Source organism: Microbacterium sp. CH12i (assembly GCF_000685355.1).
In the GTDB taxonomy this organism is placed as follows: domain Bacteria; phylum Actinomycetota; class Actinomycetes; order Actinomycetales; family Microbacteriaceae; genus Microbacterium.
In genome coordinates this window covers 430,692-446,935 of record NZ_JHET01000010.1, presented here as the reverse complement: position 1 = coordinate 446,935, position 16,244 = coordinate 430,692, and the positions used below count along the sequence as shown (strand labels likewise).

General features: G+C 64.5%; 11 protein-coding genes, 1 tRNA gene and 3 pseudogenes. 11 read left to right on the top strand and 4 right to left on the bottom strand.

What is annotated here, in order from left to right; all coding sequences use genetic code 11:
- Positions 1 to 25: 25 nt before the first annotated feature.
- The 3 genes and pseudogenes from DC31_RS14270 to DC31_RS14260 all read left to right on the top strand — a co-directional run bounded on the left by DC31_RS14270 (position 26) and on the right by DC31_RS14260 (position 2,671).
- Positions 26 to 1,249, top strand: coding sequence for an MFS transporter (locus tag DC31_RS14270; protein WP_036281066.1), 1,224 nt, complete (start codon positions 26 to 28; stop codon positions 1,247 to 1,249).
- 39 nt (positions 1,250 to 1,288) lie between these two features.
- A pseudogene (nucS, locus tag DC31_RS14265) lies at positions 1,289 to 1,983 on the top strand (endonuclease NucS).
- Positions 1,984 to 2,005: 22 nt separating this feature from the next.
- The gene (locus tag DC31_RS14260; RefSeq protein ID WP_036281064.1) at positions 2,006 to 2,671 is read left to right on the top strand and encodes an HAD hydrolase-like protein; all 666 of its coding nucleotides are present in this window, start codon (positions 2,006 to 2,008) and stop codon (positions 2,669 to 2,671) included.
- Between the two features lie 112 nt (positions 2,672 to 2,783).
- Here the strand turns inward: DC31_RS14260 and DC31_RS14255 are convergent, their stop codons facing one another.
- On the bottom strand, positions 2,784 to 2,990 hold the full coding sequence (locus DC31_RS14255) for a cold-shock protein (RefSeq protein ID WP_036281062.1): 207 nt from the start codon (positions 2,988 to 2,990) through the stop codon (positions 2,784 to 2,786).
- Positions 2,991 to 3,622: 632 nt separating this feature from the next.
- The gene (locus tag DC31_RS14250) at positions 3,623 to 5,668 is read right to left on the bottom strand and encodes an MMPL family transporter (protein WP_036281060.1); all 2,046 of its coding nucleotides are present in this window, start codon (positions 5,666 to 5,668) and stop codon (positions 3,623 to 3,625) included.
- 190 nt (positions 5,669 to 5,858) lie between these two features.
- Here DC31_RS14250 and DC31_RS17805 point away from each other — a divergent pair, with 190 nt between their 5' ends.
- Positions 5,859 to 6,032 carry a CsbD family protein gene (locus tag DC31_RS17805; RefSeq protein ID WP_081813876.1) on the top strand — a complete coding sequence of 58 codons (174 nt, stop codon included), beginning with the start codon at positions 5,859 to 5,861 and terminating at the stop codon, positions 6,030 to 6,032.
- 106 nt (positions 6,033 to 6,138) lie between these two features.
- On the opposite strand, the pseudogene DC31_RS14245 reads toward DC31_RS17805, so the two are convergent.
- Positions 6,139 to 7,763, bottom strand: a pseudogene (locus DC31_RS14245) (MFS transporter).
- 136 nt (positions 7,764 to 7,899) lie between these two features.
- Here DC31_RS14245 and DC31_RS14240 point away from each other — a divergent pair.
- Positions 7,900 to 8,787: a hypothetical protein gene (locus tag DC31_RS14240; RefSeq protein WP_152545441.1), complete on the top strand. Its 888-nt coding sequence runs from the start codon at positions 7,900 to 7,902 to the stop codon at positions 8,785 to 8,787.
- Between the two features lie 61 nt (positions 8,788 to 8,848).
- Here DC31_RS14240 and DC31_RS14235 read toward each other — a convergent pair.
- A tRNA-Leu gene (locus DC31_RS14235) sits at positions 8,849 to 8,931 on the bottom strand.
- 179 nt (positions 8,932 to 9,110) lie between these two features.
- Here DC31_RS14235 and DC31_RS14230 point away from each other — a divergent pair.
- The 6 genes and pseudogenes from DC31_RS14230 (at position 9,111) to DC31_RS14205 (ending at position 16,211) form a co-directional block, all read left to right on the top strand.
- On the top strand, positions 9,111 to 9,803 hold the full coding sequence (locus DC31_RS14230) for an FhaA domain-containing protein (protein ID WP_036281056.1): 693 nt from the start codon (positions 9,111 to 9,113) through the stop codon (positions 9,801 to 9,803).
- Entirely contained in the window at positions 9,800 to 10,315 is a 516-nt protein-coding gene (locus tag DC31_RS14225; RefSeq protein ID WP_036281054.1) for an FHA domain-containing protein FhaB/FipA, read from the top strand. The genes DC31_RS14230 and DC31_RS14225 overlap by 4 nt, the downstream gene beginning before the upstream one ends.
- Positions 10,316 to 10,322: 7 nt before the next feature.
- Positions 10,323 to 11,639, top strand: a pseudogene (locus tag DC31_RS14220) (PP2C family protein-serine/threonine phosphatase).
- Entirely contained in the window at positions 11,636 to 13,021 is a 1,386-nt protein-coding gene (locus tag DC31_RS14215; RefSeq protein WP_036281052.1) for an FtsW/RodA/SpoVE family cell cycle protein, read from the top strand. The pseudogene DC31_RS14220 and the gene DC31_RS14215 overlap by 4 nt, the downstream one beginning before the upstream one ends.
- A complete protein-coding gene (locus DC31_RS14210) occupies positions 13,021 to 14,478 on the top strand; it encodes a peptidoglycan D,D-transpeptidase FtsI family protein (protein WP_036281050.1) in 1,458 nt (485 codons plus the stop codon). Before DC31_RS14215 ends, DC31_RS14210 begins: the two co-directional genes overlap by 1 nt.
- The gene (locus DC31_RS14205; protein ID WP_081813875.1) at positions 14,475 to 16,211 is read left to right on the top strand and encodes a protein kinase domain-containing protein; all 1,737 of its coding nucleotides are present in this window, start codon (positions 14,475 to 14,477) and stop codon (positions 16,209 to 16,211) included. The genes DC31_RS14210 and DC31_RS14205 overlap by 4 nt, the downstream gene beginning before the upstream one ends.
- Positions 16,212 to 16,244 lie beyond the last annotated feature (33 nt).

Genomic DNA, 16,244 nt, shown 5'->3' with positions numbered 1-16,244 from the left:
GAATCGATTCGATACGCTCTCTCTCATGGACTTTGCCCTCAATCGCTCGCAGTACGTTCGTTGGCGCAACGCGATCTTCGCGATCTTCCTTGCCAGCGGACTCTCCATCGCGACGTGGGCCTCCCGCGTGCCGGACATCAAAATCTCGCTCGGCGTCGATAACGCACAGATCGGCCTGCTGCTGCTCGGCATGGGAATCGCCTCGATCCTCGGTATCTCAGCGAGCCCCGCAGTCATGGCGCGCACCGGTGCACGACGCGGGATGCTGAGTGTAATGATCACGCTGGCGCTGGGCCTCGCCGTGATCGGTGTCGGCACCACGGTGTTCCAATCGTTCCCGCTCGTCATCGTCGGTCTTGTGCTCTTCGGATTCGGCAACGGATGCCTCGACATCATGATGAACGTCGAGGGAACAGCCATCGAGCAGAAGGCCGGGAAGACGATCCTGCCACTGTTCCACGCCTTCTTCAGCTTCGGCACCGTCATCGGCGCGGGACTGGGCTGGGCGGCTGCAACCGCCCATGTCTCCGTGATCGCGCACGCCGTCATCGTCGCCGCCATCATCTTCGTCGGCGCCTTCGTCTGCATCGCGAACGTGCCGAACCGCGAGGCAACGCTCGATCCGGCGCCCGCCGGCGATAAGCCGCACTGGCGCGAACGCATGCATGTCGCGCTTTCGGCCTGGCGCGAACCGCGCACCTACGCACTCGGCCTCATCCTTCTCGGAATGTCATTCGCCGAGGGCGGCGCGAACGACTGGCTGGCACTGGGCACCGCAGAGGATCACGGCGGCGGCACCGCCATGGGCGCGGCCGCACTCACCGTTTTCGCCGTGTGCATGACTCTGGTGCGGGTGTTCGGCGGACCGCTCGTCGACCGCTTCGGGCGGGTGCTCGTGCTGCGGATTCTCGCCGGCGCCGCGGCGACCGGCATCCTGATGTTTATCCTCGCCCCCTCGCTGCCCTTCGTATTCGTGGGTGCCGCGCTCTGGGGTATGGGTGCGTCACTCGGCTTCCCCCTTGGCATGTCGGCAGCGGCGGATGATCCGGAGAAGGCCGCGGCACGCGTGAGCGCCACCGCCACCATCGGATACGTCGCCTTCCTCGGCGGCCCACCCGTGCTCGGCATGATCAGCGAGCACATCGGGTTGCTGAACACGCTGTTCATCCTCGTTGCGCTCGTCGCATTGTCTGGCTTCGCCTCTGGCGCTGCGCGCCCGCTGAAGGTCACCACCGCTTCGCGTTTATGAACGCACCACGGGCACGGTGAAGACCGTTAGGCTCGTCGGGTGCGTCTCGTCATCGCCCGCTGTTCCGTGAACTACACCGGACGGCTCAATGCCCACCTGCCCCTTGCCACGCGTCTGCTCGTGCACAAGGGTGACGGGAGTCTGCTCGTGCACTCCGATGGCGGCAGCTACAAGCCACTGAACTGGATGAGCCCGCCCTGCACCCTCACCAACGAGGAGCCCGGCGAAGAAGAGTCGATCGCCGGCGCGTCGAGGTGTGGCGCGTCACTCACAAGAAGACCGGCGATGCGCTGCGTGTGCAGATCTTCGAGGTGCTGCACGACTCGAATCACGAGCTCGGTATCGATCCCGGCCTGCAGAAGGACGGCGTCGAAGCCGATCTGCAGCGGCTGCTCGCCGAACAGGTCGGACTCATCAGCGAAGGCGCGACACTCGTGCGCCGCGAGTACCCGACGGCGATCGGTCCGGTTGACCTGATGGTGCGGGATGCCTCGGGCGCTGCCATCGCGGTCGAGATCAAGCGGCGCGGCGACATCGACGGCGTCGAGCAACTCACGCGTTACCTCGAGCTGCTCGGGCGCGATCCGCACCTCGCTCCGGTGCAGGGAGTGTTCGCCGCCCAGGAGATCAAGCCGCAGGCGCGCGTGCTCGCCGAAGATCGCGGCATCCGCTGCCTGGTGCTCGACTACGACGATATGAAAGGCCTCGAATCGGGCGTTCCGCGACTGTTCTGAACGGCAACATCTAGGTTGAAGCATGCCCCAATCCCCCTATTCCTGTGTGCTGTGGGACGTCGATGGCACCATCATCGATGCCTCAGTCGGCATCCTTCGTCGCCTCGAGATCGCTCTGACTCACTTCGGTCACCCCGCGCCAACGCGCGACGATCTCGTGCACTGGATCGGGCCGCCGATGTTCGACTCCTTCCAGGATCAGGCGGGCATGACGCCTGCCGAGTCTGCTGAGGCTGTCACGTTCTACCGCACGCTCGGCAAGGCCGACGGCTACACCCGAGATGTTGCGACCTATCCCGGCATCGTCGAACTGGTCCGGGACGTCCACGCCGCCGGCATTCCACAAGCGACCGCGAGCTCGAAGCCAGAGATACAGGTCGACGCTCTCGTAGATCACTTCGAGCTGCGCTCGGCGTTCCTCACGACAGTGGGTGCGACCCCGGACGAATCCACCCTTGCGTCGAAGACGGACATCGTCGCGGAGGCACTGCGTCGGCTCGGCGAACGCGGAGCGGACACCTCGCGCCCGGTATTGATCGGCGACAGGCACCACGACGTCGTCGGCGGCAATGCCAACGACGTGCCGGTGATCTTTGTCGAATGGGGCTTCAGCAACGAGCACGAGGGCGACGAAGCCGCTTTCCGCGTGGCATCCGTGGCGGAGCTGCGAGCCCAAATACTGAGCTGATCCACCCGGGCTGATCCACCCGGGCTGATCCACCCGGAAAAGGCACAGAACTCCCCACCAGAGCACGCGAAAGGCGGCTCCGGACGGGGAGTTCTGTGTGTATGCCGCGCCGTTAGACGGGACGAATGTTTTCGGCCTGCAGGCCCTTGGGGCCCTGCGCCACCTCGAACTCAACGCGCTGGTTCTCTTCGAGTGAGCGGTAGCCGCTTGCTTCAATGGCGGAGTAGTGCGCGAAGACGTCAGCGCCGCCGTCATCGGGGGAGATAAAGCCGAAGCCTTTTTCCGAGTTGAACCACTTAACCGTGCCTTGGGTACTCATGTACTGCCGTTCTGCTTGAAATTTTGTCGATGCCGGGTGCCCCGACGATGCCCACAATATCTGCGCAGCGCGCACGCGGAAGGGCTCAGACGAGAAGGTAACCCAAATGTTGCATGAGCAGCACATTCGAGCAGCGGCGCTCCCGATGTCCGCACAGACACTCGCCACGTGCCGGAATGGAGATCAACGTGCCCGAAAAAGAAAACGGCCCTCACCGCGGGGGGAGCGATGAGGGCCAAAGACGACCGGAGGGTGCGTCATAAAACACCCTAATACCTAACCAGATGTCTTGTCCCCCATTTGGGGGACAAATTGAGAAGATCGTGGCAAGATGCTAGATAGTGGCCCTCTCGAATAGCCCATTGGGGACTGAACTACTAGAGGGGCCCGATCACATGCGCCGATCGTCGGGCTGGGGAAGTTAATCCGTCTTCTGGGGAAGATGGGACGATCAATCCCCGTGCGCATGTCCCCTATACGAGGGGTTGAAGTTGGGGAGATGATCCTGCGTGGATCGCAGGTCTCGGGAGGAGATGGGGCGCACAGCACGGAATACATATTCCGTCGCCTCACCTCCCCCGAAACCGCGGGATACCACGAAACCGCAGGATGCCGCGGCGAGGGCCCACGCGTCAGACGATGCGATCGGCGGGTCGGCGCGGCCACCAGATGCGATCGCCCAGCACTCCGAAGAGCGCAGGCACGATCACCGTACGCACGATCAGCGTGTCGACGACCACACCTACGCCGACGATCAGGCCCAGCTGACCTAGTGTCACCAGCGGCAGCACGCCGAGCGCGGCGAACACCGCGGCAAGCACGATGCCGGCACTGGTGATGACCGCGCCCGTATGCGAGACCGCGCGCACCATGCCTTCTCGCGTGCCATGCTCCGCAGCCTCAGCCCGCGCCCGATGCACGAGGAAGATCGTGTAATCGATCCCCAACGCAACGAGGAAGAGGAACGCCAGTAGCGGCACCTGAAGATCGAGCGCCGGCTGATCGAACAGCACCCGACTGAGCCATGATCCGAGGCCAATGGCAGCGGCAGCGCTGGCAAGGTTCACCAGCAGCAGCACGATAGGCGCCACGATCGAGCGCAGCAGTACGAGCAACACGATGAAACTCACGGCGAGGACGAGTGGAGCGATCACCAACAGGTCCTGTTGATTTCCCGCCCTGGCATCCAGGTCAGTAGCGACCGCGCCGCCGACGAGTGCGTCAGCATCCGGCACATCGTGAGCGACGTCGCGCAGCTCGCTCACCAGAGCAAGGCTCTCGGGAGTGCTGGGAGCATATTCGCCGGTGACCATGATCTTCGTCAGCGATCCGTCGTTGGTCTCGGCGATGGCGTGTGCGCGCACGACACCGTCGACGTCTTCGACTGCGGTCAGTACGTCATCAGCCTGTGCAGTGTTCGCCACGACGAAGATGGGCTGCGATTCTCCGGGCGGGAAGTGATCGGCGAGCACTTCGAGTCCCGCTGCCGACTCCGACTGCACCCGGAACTTCTCGACCTGGTTGAGACCCACCGACGTGCCGAACAAGCCTGCCCCCATCACGGCGAGGATCGCAAGGCCAGCACCGAGGCTCACCCACGGGCGACGCATCACTCGAGTGGCGATGCCGTGCCAGACCGTGCCCTGTTTCGCACTGCTGCCTGCCTTCGGCACGAAGGGCCAGAACACCTTGCGGCCGCAGACCGCCAACAGCGGCGGCAGAGCGAATAGCACCGCGGCGAGCGCAATCAGCAGGCCGACGGCTGATGAGATGCCGAGGCCGCGGGTGCCGGGAATCACGGCGAGCGCAAGCGTGAGCAGTGCGAGAACAACGGTGATGTTGGAGGCAAGGATGGCCGGAACCGTCTTCCGCCAGGCCGAGCTCAGTGCCTGCCGGTGATCTTGGTGGGTGAGTAGTTCTTCGCGGTAGCGCGAGATCAGCAGCAGTGCGTAGTTCGTGCCAGCCCCGAAGACGAGCACGCTGATGATTCCGGAGTCGAACTGCAGGTCGAGCCACGTACCAACTGCTCCGGTCACCTTGCTGGCGAGCTGATCGGCGAACGCGACCACGACGAGGGGGATCAGCCAGAGAACGGGCGAGCGGTAGGTGATGATGAGCAGCAGCGCCACGATCAGGATCGTCACCAGCAGCAACGTAAAGTCAGCGCCGTCGAATGCCGAGGTGACATCCGCACCGAATGCCGGTCCGCCAGTGACCTGCAAGATCAAGCCACCTGGAGCCGAGAGGGATGAACGCAACTCTTTGATGATGTCGGCAGTCTCTGCGTTGTCAGCACCGACGGTGATCGGCGTGACGATGACGCCGGCCGCACCATCCTCACTCACATTCGGGCCGGATGCCGTAAGGCCGGTGTGTGCGTCGAGCGCGGGCACCATCTTCTCCAGTGCCGCGATGTCGGCGGTTGAGAGATCAGCGGCATCCTCGCGGGTGGCGACGATGAGTACGGACTGCTCATCCGCGTTCGGGAAATCGTCTAGCAGCGCGCTCACCTGAGAAGACTCGGAGTCTGGGGGCGCCGTCTCATTTCCGGAGGGACCGTCGATCCGACTGAACATGCCGAAGAGTGCCACGAAGACTAGAAGAACGATGCCGAGGGAGAGCCATGCTCCGCGGCGAGAGGTGAGCCGATCGGAGAAGCGCGCGCGAGAAGCTGTCATGCCTCAAGCCCACCAGGATGCGTGCTCTCGGACATCGCTCAAGAGGTTGAGCCGAATCTCCATCGTTTGATCGACGTTGGGCGCTTGTAACGAGCGAATCCACGTTCGTCAACCCCCTTAAACCAACTGATCTGGCATGTAAGAGTCGAAGACACCGGATCACGGATCCGCTACGAAAGGAATGGATCATATGGGTATCGGAGACAAGGCAAAGCACGCAGCCGAAGACGCCATCGGAAACGCCAAGGAGGGCCTCGGCAAGGCCACCAACAACGACGACCTCAAGCATGAGGGTCAGGCAGACCAGGCGAAGGCCAACGTGAAGAAGGTCGGAGACGACATCAAGGACGCTTTCGACAAGTAGGTTAAGTCGTCCTATCGCGTCGCTGTCGGATGCTGGAGCGAATCGAGCTCCCCCGACAGCGGCGCGATTTTCTTTTGTGCGCTTCAGCGCGCGGCGCGGCTGGCCCTCAGCGCGCGGCGCGACGCAGGCGCAATGCGCCGACGAGACCGAGAACGAGGAAGACGGTGGCGATCAGCAACGCCAGCCGGGTGCCATCCGTGAAGCCCGCCGCGAGCGCCTCGACAGCCTTCGCGGTCTGATCGCCCAGGTTGCTGGCCGAGCCTTCTGCACGCAGCTGGCTGATGGTCGTGCCGGCTGACTGTCGGGTGGTGGTTGCGAGCTGGTCGGCAGTCTTCCCGGTGATTCCTGCGGCATCCAGTGCGGCAGGCAACGTGAGCGCGAGCGAAATGGACAGCGTCGCGCCAGCGAAAGCCGTGCCCAGCGCCGAACCGATCTGGCGCACGGTGCTCTGCGTCGCCGATCCTTGACCTGAGACCCTACCGGGACATCACGCAACACCGTGCCGGTCAGCTGCGCCGACGCGAGGCCGAGGCCGAGGCCGTACACGACAAGCGGAATAGCAATGAGCCAACCGGGTGTCGTGCTGCTGATGATCAGAACGAGGATGCCGACGCCAAGGACCTCAAGCGCCAGCCCAATGAGCACGGTACCTGGCGAGCCGAAACGTGCGGCGAGGTGCCGGGCGGATGCGCCGGAGAAAAACGCACCCAGTGCCATCGCAGCGAGGACGAGTCCCGCGCCCATGACGTCGAGCCCGAGCGCATTGATCAGGTAGAGCGGCAGTACGAAGATGATCGCGAACTCGCCGACGGCGACCATCGCCGCCGTCACGTTGCCCCACGAGAACGTGGGGAGAGTGAAGAGCGACAGATCGAGGATGGCGTCACGCTGCACGTTTTCGCGGTGACGCTCCCACACGACGAAAAGCGTCAATGCCACCGCCGCGATCGCGAATGCGATGGGCACGGCCGAGATCGCGGCATCCGCTGGCCACACCCATCCGAAGAGATTCAACTCGACCTTGGGTTTCCACCAACCCAGCTCTGGGCCTTCGATGACGGCGAACACGAGCGTGCCGAATCCGATCGCGCTGAGCAGCGCACCGTCGACGTCAGCGCCTGGGCGCCCCTTGCGTCCGCGCGTATTCGGCACGAACAGCAGTGCCCCGATGAACACGAGAATGCCGAGCGGAATGTTCACGAGGAAGATCCAGTGCCACGACACCCACTGGGTGAGCGCTCCACCGGCCAACGGCCCGACGGCGGCGGCACCCGAGATGACAGCGCCCCACACACCGAAGGCCGCAGCGCGGTACTTGCCTCGGAAGACCGCGTTGACGGTCGAGAGCGTGGATGGCATGATGAACGCCGCCCCGATCGCCTGCACGGCGCGAGCCGCGATGAGAGGGCCCGCAGCATCCGACATTGCCGCCAGGATGCTGCCACCGACGAAGACTGCAAGTCCAATCAGGAACATGAGTCGGCGTCCCCAACGGTCCGCGAGCCGCCCGGTTGAGAGCAACAGCGCCGCCAACAGCACCGCGTAGAGGCTATTCACCCACTGCGCATCGGTCAGGTTGAGGCCGATGTCGCCGATGATCGCGGGGAGCGCGACGCCGACGATGGTGCCGTCGAGCACAATGAGGCCGAGCCCGATCGACAGGACGGCAAGTCCCAGCCATTCTTTTCGGGTGGGTGCCTGCTCGGCGGTGGCGGTGGTTTCAGTGCTCATGCGTTCGGCGTTCCCTTCGGTAACGAAGCTAGTCCTGCCGCTAGCGATACGACTCCATCAAAAGGAGGATAGTGAGGCAGCCCGCTGAGATAACGGTCAAGTGGCGCAGGTCGTTCCGATCAGCAACGATAGGAAGATGCTCGGGCTCTTCGGAACGATCTGGCGCCCGTTGTGGCAGAAGCGCGGCGAACCCGTAGAGCTGAAATGGCTCTCGGCACGCACGTACACCGCAAAGTGGTACCCGCAGGGTATCGACGTGGGTACGTGGCAGGGCCGACGAGTCGTGGCGGTCAGCTGGTTCCGCAAAGACAAGAGTGGTCGACACCTCGCATCCCGCGTTTCCATGATCGACCTGAAACGCTCGCGGCTCGTTGATATCGCCCTCACATTCGAGGATGACGACGGCAGAATTCACCCGGCGCAGATTCACGCCGGTGGAATTGCCTGGTTCGGCGATCGGCTCTTCGTCGCCGCAACCGGGCAGGGCATCTGGGAGTTCGACATGCGCGCAGTCCGCCGTCTGGGGCGCGCCGATGCCCGACGAGCCATCGGGGCGAACGGACGCGGCTATGGAGCCTCTGCTCTGGCCGTCGTCCGCACCCGCGTGCATCCCGTTCCATTGCGGTGTTCGTTCGTGGGGCGCGTGTTCGATGCGGACGGCACATCGCTGCCTCGAGTGCTCATCGGCGAGTATCGCAACGACGAGAAGGGTCGCATCGGCGAGTTCACGATTCCCACTGGGGATGAGGGATTCACGAAACTCGACACCTCTCGCCCCGGCATCCGCCATATGCAGGGTGCCGTGCACTGGGGAGAGCACCGCTACGTCTCCCAATCCCGTGATCTGAAAGCGGGCGCGCTGTGGAGCGGCACGGGTGAGACTCTCGAGCGCAACGAGGTTGTGCTGCCCGTCGGATGCGAGGATCTCGCCCTTGATCCCGAAGACCGGATGCTGTGGTCGCTGGGTGAACACCCGTGGCGTCGCGTAGTGCGGGGTATCCCGTTCACACAGCTCGACATATGAAGACATAGAAACTGGCCCGGTCTCCTGAAGGGAGCCGGGCCAGTTTCATAAAAATCTCGCGTGCGCGAGGGGGGACTTGAACCCCCACGCCCGTAAGGACACTGGCACCTGAAGCCAGCGCGTCTACCATTCCGCCACTCGCGCGAGCGCTGCGTTCCGAAGAACTCAACTTCCCGAGGATATCACGCGATCTGCCCGCTCCTGAAACGCGCCCCCGCTCCCCCGCAGGAAGTGGTTTTTCGGCACAATGACGTGGTCCGAAGGCGGACATTCAGCACAACTGGCTACGATATGTCTACCGTCGGCCATGCCAGAGGAGCCCAGTGGGACTACTTGACAGCTTTGAGAAGGGTCTTGAGCGCGCCGTAAACGGTGCATTCGCCAAGACCTTCCGTAGCGGCATCCAGCCGGTAGAGATCGCCTCGGCGCTCCGCCGCGAAGCGGACACCAAGGCTGCCGTCGTGAGCCGCGACCGCATCATTGCGCCCAACAGCTATGTTGTGCGCCTCAGCGCAGATGACGACGAGCGGATGCACGCACTCGGCGGCGCACTAAAAGACGAGCTGCATGCACTCATCAACACGCACGCCAAGTCGCAGGGTTACAGCTTCGCCGGCCCCGTTTCGATTGCGATCGAAGCAGATGAGAAGGTCGCCACCGGCACGGTGCGGGTCAGCTCCGGCACGGCGGAAGGACGCGTCAGCTGGCAAGCGGTCGTCGATGTCGACGGAAAGCGGCACACCCTTACTCGGGCGCGAAACGTCATCGGGCGTGGCAGCGACGCCGACATTACGATTTCGGATGCCGGATCCAGCCGCAAGCACGTCGAGATTCTGTGGGACGGCGAGCGCGCCATGATGCGCGACCTCGGCTCGACCAACGGCACCAAGGTCAGTGGACAGAAGGTGCGCGAAGCGCCGCTCCCCACCGACACCACCATCACGATCGGTCGCACCGATCTCGTGTTCCGGATCGTCCCCGTCGCCGCTGATCGCCCCTCGGGGGTGTCCCGATGAGTGAACTGGTTCTCCTCCTCCTGCGCATCGGCTTCCTTCTGCTGCTCTGGTTCTTCGTGTTCGGCGTGGTCTACTCGCTGCGTGCCGACCTGTTCGGCGTGCGCGTGCGCAAGCTTCCCGCCGAAGCAGCAACCGGCGCTGCGGTGCCCGCTGCCGCCCCTGCCCCGACCACCAGGCCCAAGCCGTCTGCGCACAGCGGCGGTGCGGCAACCACGAAGAGCGTCTCCACACTCGTCATCACTTCAGGGCCTAAGGCCGGTCTTGAGCTTCCGCTCGGAACTGAGCCGATGACCATCGGTCGCTCCAGCGAATCCGGTCTCGTCATCCGCGACGATTACACCTCGAGCCATCACGCACGCCTGCTGTTGCGCGGCGATGCGTGGGCCATCCAGGATCTCGACTCGACCAATGGCACCTATCTCGCCGGCACGCGCCTGTCGGGCGCGCCGACGCCAATCAAAATCGGCGACGCGATCAAGGTCGGCGCCACGACCTTCGAGCTGCGAGCCTGACGCCGGCATGGTCTTCGAAGGATCAAGTGCTGCGATCTCCCACACCGGGAAGGTCCGCTCCAACAACCAGGACTCCGGTTACTCCGGAGCGAACCTCTTCGCCGTCGCCGACGGTATGGGCGGCCACGCCGGCGGCGATGTCGCCTCCAGCATCGCGATCCAGCGGCTCGAGCGGCTCGATCAATCCTTCGACTCCACCGACGACGCGCAGGCTTCGCTGCAGGCCGCGGTCACCACGGCCGCGGGCGACCTCATTCGTGCGGCGAAAGAACGACCAGAGCTCGCGGGCCTCGGCACCACGGTCAGTGCGATCATCATGGTCGAAGACCACGCCGTCATCGGCCACATCGGCGACTCGCGCATCTATCTGTACCGCGACGACGATCTGACCCAGATCACCGCGGACCATACGTTCGTCCAGCGTCTCGTCGACTCCGGCCGCATCACACCGGAAGAAGCTCGCTACCACCCGCGTCGCTCGGTGCTGATGCGCGTGCTCAGCGACATGGATCACGATCCAGAGTTGGACATGTTCGTCATGCCGACACTCCCCGGCGACCGCTGGGTGCTTTGCTCAGACGGACTGTCCGGCGTCGTCGACGAGTTGCACATCCTCAAAGCCATGCGCTTGGGCCTGCCCCCAGGGCGCACCGCCGACAACCTGCTCAAGCAGGCCCTTGACGGCGGAGCGCCAGACAACGTCACGACCGTCATTGTCGACGTCGGCGGGGTGCACCCGCTCTCCTCGGGCACCCCGACCATCGTCGGTGCGGCATCGAACCCCTCCGGCGTCCTCATCCCGGCAGCGCGCGTCGGCCGCACAAGCTGGCTGCACCCGGTGCGTCAGGCAGCCAACGAGCCCTCGCACTTCGAACCCGCCGCCGACTACCTCGAAGAGCTCATCGAAGAAGATCGCCGCGCGCGAAGCGCCGCCGAATCGGTTGGTTCGCTGCACTGGTCGTGGTGATCCTTGCCCTCGCCGCGCCGGTCTCTTGGCGTACAACTGGACGCAGACGCGCTATTTCGTCGCGCCGACGATGACAGTGTCGTGATCTTCCAGGGTGTACAGCAGAGCATCGGGCCGATTTCTCTCTCGAGTGAACTCGACGACACCGGCATCCTGCTCGCCGAGCTTCCTCCCTATCAGCGTGCGTCGGTTGAACGCACGATCAATGCGCGCTCGCTCGCCGATGCGATGGCGATCGTTGATCGGCTGCGCGCCGGTGCGGATGCCGTCGTCACGGAGACTCCCGCCACCACGCCCTCGCCGACACCGATCCCAACTCCCGCGGCCACGAGCACTGACGGAGGGGATGCCGGATGAGCACCGACGTCGCCGCCGACACCGCGGTCATCAAAGCCCTCAAGCGGATGCGAATGCCGCAGACCCAGCGCAACCGCGAGTTCTGGCTGCTGCTGTTCGCCTGCGCCATCAGCGGGGCAGCCCTCACGCTCGTGCAGCTGGGCGCACTCGGCCTGATCGACCCGTTCATCCTGTTCATCGGCGGCGGCCTGGCGGTCCTCGCCTTTGCCCTGCACATCGTGCTGCGTGTGGTGGCATCCGACGCCGACCCATTCGTCCTTCCCATTGCGACACTGCTGACCGGCCTCGGCATTGCGATGATCTACCGGATCGACATCGCCGAACACAACACCGGCTGGAACGCGTACTCCACGAAACAGTTGGCCTGGACGGCTATCTCGCTCGCTGGCGCCATCGTCGTCGTCATTCTGCTGCGCAACTACCGGATCCTGTTCCGCTACACCTACCTCTTCGGGCTCGCCGGAATCCTGCTGCTGCTCCTGCCGTTCGTTCCCGGCCTCGGCGCCTCCGGCTCGAACGCCGACGTGTGGGTGTCTCTCGGCGGCCTCTTCGCGTTCCAACCCGGTGAGCTCGCCAAGATCTGTCTGGCGATCTTCTTCGCCGGCTATCTGGTGCGCACGCGAGAGAGTCTCACGTCAGTCGGAAAAGTCTTCCTGGGCATCACCTGGCCGCGCATGCGCGAGCTCGGCCCGGTCATCGTCGTCTGGCTGATCTCACTGGGCATCATCGTCGTGCAGCGCGACCTCGGCACCGGCATGCTCATCTTCGGCATGTTCATTGCCATGCTCTACGTTGCGACCGGAAAGACCAGTTGGGTGCTCATCGGTCTCGCGCTCGTCGCCGCCGGCGCACTCGTCGCGACGCAGATCCTTGCATACGTGCACGCTCGCTTCGTCAACTGGCTGTTTGCATTCGATCCGACGGTCGTTGACCCGCAGGGTCCGGGCTACCAGCTCGTGCAGGGGATCTTCGGTCTCGCCCACGGGGGCCTCATCGGCACCGGTCTCGGACAAGGCCGCCCAGACATCACCCCGCTCGCGCACAGTGACTACATCATCCCCAGCCTGGGCGAAGAGCTCGGCCTCATCGGGCTGTTCGCGATCCTTGCGCTGTACATGGTGTTCGTCAGCCGGGGGGTAAGGATCGGCATCGCCGGGCAGGATGACTTCGGCAAGCTCCTCGCGACCGGACTGTCGTTCACGATCGCGCTGCAGGTGTTCATCATGGTGGGCGGCGTGACGCGCGTCATCCCGCTGACCGGCCTCACCACACCGTTCCTCGCCGCTGGCGGATCGTCGCTGGTCGCGAACTGGCTGATCGTAGCCCTCCTGCTGCGCATCTCGGACGGCGTACGCAGCCAGCCCAGGGCGGTGATCGGCTGATGACTAAAGAACTCCGACGTCTCAGCATCGTGATGCTGTTCATGTTCCTATCGCTGTTCGCCGCGACGAGCTGGATCCAGGTGATCGAGGCAGACAACCTCGGACAGGCCGATCGCAACACGCGCTCATTGCTCGACAGCTACGAGATCCAACGCGGCTCGATCATCGCCGACGGCATGCCGATCGCCTACTCCGTGCCCGCAGACGACGAATACCAGTACCAGCGCGTGTACGCAGATTCACCGATGTGGTCGAGCGTCACCGGCTTCTTCAACCCCGCGCTGCAATCGTCGACCGGCATTGAGAACGCGTTGAATGGTGATCTCTCCGGAACGGGCGCGAACGCATTCTTCTCCGAGATCGAGCGGATCGTCTCCGGCCAGGCGCAGACCGGATTCAGCGTCGAGCTGACCCTGGATGCCGCGGCTCAACAAGCGGCGTACGAAGCTCTCGGTGATCTGCAAGGTGCCGTGATCGCCATCGAGCCCAAGACTGGACGCATCCTTGCGATGGTCTCTACGCCCGGCTATGACGCGAACGAGATCGCCGTGCACAGCGCCAACCAAGCGGATACCGCGTACAACACTCTCGACGCGCTCCGACCGAACCCGCTGGAGAACCGCGCGATCGCCGGCAACCTGAACCCGCCGGGATCGACATTCAAGGTCCTGGTGGCTGCGGCCGCGTATGCCACCGGCAAGTGGACGCCTGACTCGCCCCTGCCCAACCCCGCGCGCTACGCGCTACCCGGCTCCACGGCGCAGGTCTCCAACGCCTGGGGCGGCACGTGCGGCGACGGCGCCACAGTGACGATCTCCGAAGCCATCCGCCTCAGCTGCAACATCCCGATGGCCGAGCTCGCCGTCGCGATCGGCGACTCGACGATCCTTGAGACGGCCGAGAAGTTCGGATTCAACAAGAGCTTCGATACTCCGCTGGCGTCGACGCCCTCCAGCTATCCGCGGGCCCTTGATGACGCGCAGACCGCGCTCACGGGCTTCGGCCAGGGTCAGGTAACGGCGACGGCGCTGCAGGTGGCAATGATCTCCGCCGGGCTCGCCAATGACGGCGTCGTGATGAACCCGCGACTCGTCGATTCAGTGATCGGAAATGATCTCTCGACCGTCCGGGAGTACTCGGACAGTGAGTTCGGCCGTGCCGTCGATGCAGATGTCGCGGCTGCCGTCACTCAGTCAATGGTGGCGAGCGTCACGGATGGCGCGGCGACGGGTGCAAGAATAGATGGAATCGACGTAGCCGGTAAAACGGGGACGGCGGAGAACGACGGAGACGAGCCATACACGCTCTGGTTCACCGGTTTTGCGCCGGCGGACAACCCGCAGATCGCGGTGGCAGTCGTCGTCGAAAACGGCGGCGGAATGGGACAGTCGGGATCCGGTGACTCGCTCGCCGCCCCGATCGCGAAGAAGGTCATTGAGGCGGTGCTTAACAGATGAGGCCGACGCAAGGTGTGTCGTTCGGTGGTCGATACGAGCTTCAGTCACGTATCGCAATCGGCGGCATGGGCGAGGTATGGGAGGCAACCGATCACGTCATCGGACGTACGGTTGCCATCAAGATCCTCAAGGACGAATACATGGGGGATCCGGGCTTCCTCGAGCGCTTCCGCGCTGAGGCCCGTCACGCTGCCCTCGTCAACCACGAGGGCATCGCCAGCGTGTTCGACTACGGCGAGGAGAACGGCAGCGCCTTCCTCGTCATGGAACTCGTGCCCGGTGAGGCGCTCTCCACTGTTCTCGAGCGCGATGGCGCGCTGGGTGCTGACAAGACGCTCGACATCGTCGCGCAGACGGCATCCGCTCTTCAGGCCGCACACGCGGCCGGGCTCGTGCACCGCGATATCAAGCCGGGAAACCTGCTGATCACTCCGGATGGCCGAGTGAAGATCACCGACTTCGGCATCGCCCGCATCGCCGACCAGGTGCCGCTGACGGCGACCGGCCAGGTCATGGGCACCGTGCAGTACCTCTCCCCCGAGCAGGCCTCGGGACACGCGGCATCCCCCGCGACCGATACCTACTCGCTGGGCATCGTCGCCTACGAGTCGCTCGCCGGCAAACGCCCCTTCACTGGCGAGTCGCAGGTAGCGATCGCGATGGCGCAGATCAACGAGCAGCCACCGCCGCTGCCGCCGACAGTACCCATCCCGGTGCAGAACCTCGTCATGGCGATGATCGCAAAGAAGCCGGCCGACCGGCCCTCCTCTTCTGCGACCGTCGCTCGGGCCGCCCAGGCGCTGCGCCGAGGCGACCTCAACTCGGCGGCAATCGCGGTTCCTGCTATCGCCACCGGCGGGATCGCTGGCGATGACGCCACGCGCTTGCTGACCTCGAGCGGTGACGACGGAAACACTCGGATTCTGCCGACGACCGCGCAGCTGCCCGCAGAGGGTGCTGCCGCGGCGGATGAGAAGAAGAAGCGCAGCCCGTGGACGTGGCCGCTGATCGCGCTGATCGCCCTGCTGGTGATCGTGCTCGGCGGAACGGTGATCGCTCTGATGAATCAGAACGATGGCCCGGCGCCCGTCGAGTCCACCGCCACCCAGGCTCCGCCCAAGACGCCCAGCCAAGCCCCGAGCAAGACGCCATCGCCCACGCCGACGCGTGTCAGCGTTGACGGGCTGGGGCTCATTGGCATGACGTGCGATGACGCGATGGCAACTGCCACCGCTGCTGGCCTCGCTCCGGTCTGCCAGACGGGGACCAACCCGGCACCGTCGGATGAGCAGGTAGGCACCGTTGAGTCGGTCAACCCGCGCGGTGACCTCGAGCAGGGTGCTTCGATCACGCTGGTGCTTTACGGCGACCGGGTGCAGATCGGCTCCCCGACAAGCGCGCCAACGATCACGGGAGATCCCGTCGCTGCCAGCACGGTCAAGTTGAACTGGACGAACTTCACCTGCCCGAGTGGCACCGGCAACCTGAGCGGCTACAAGGTGACGATTACGAACGCCACGTTCGCTGACGGTACGACGGCGTCCACGTTCGACCCTGCCACGCGAAGCGCCGACATCACACTCGGCAATGCCGGGTTGCAGGTCACCGCGACGTACACGGCCCTGTGTTCTGGTGGCGGCAACGACCAGCGCGAGTCTGGTCCTTCCCCGCAGATGGCTGTGTCGATCACCGCCCCCACCACGCCAGCCCCCGACGGTGGCGACGCAGGCTGAGTAGCCTAAAGAAGAATCAGAACCATTGCCACA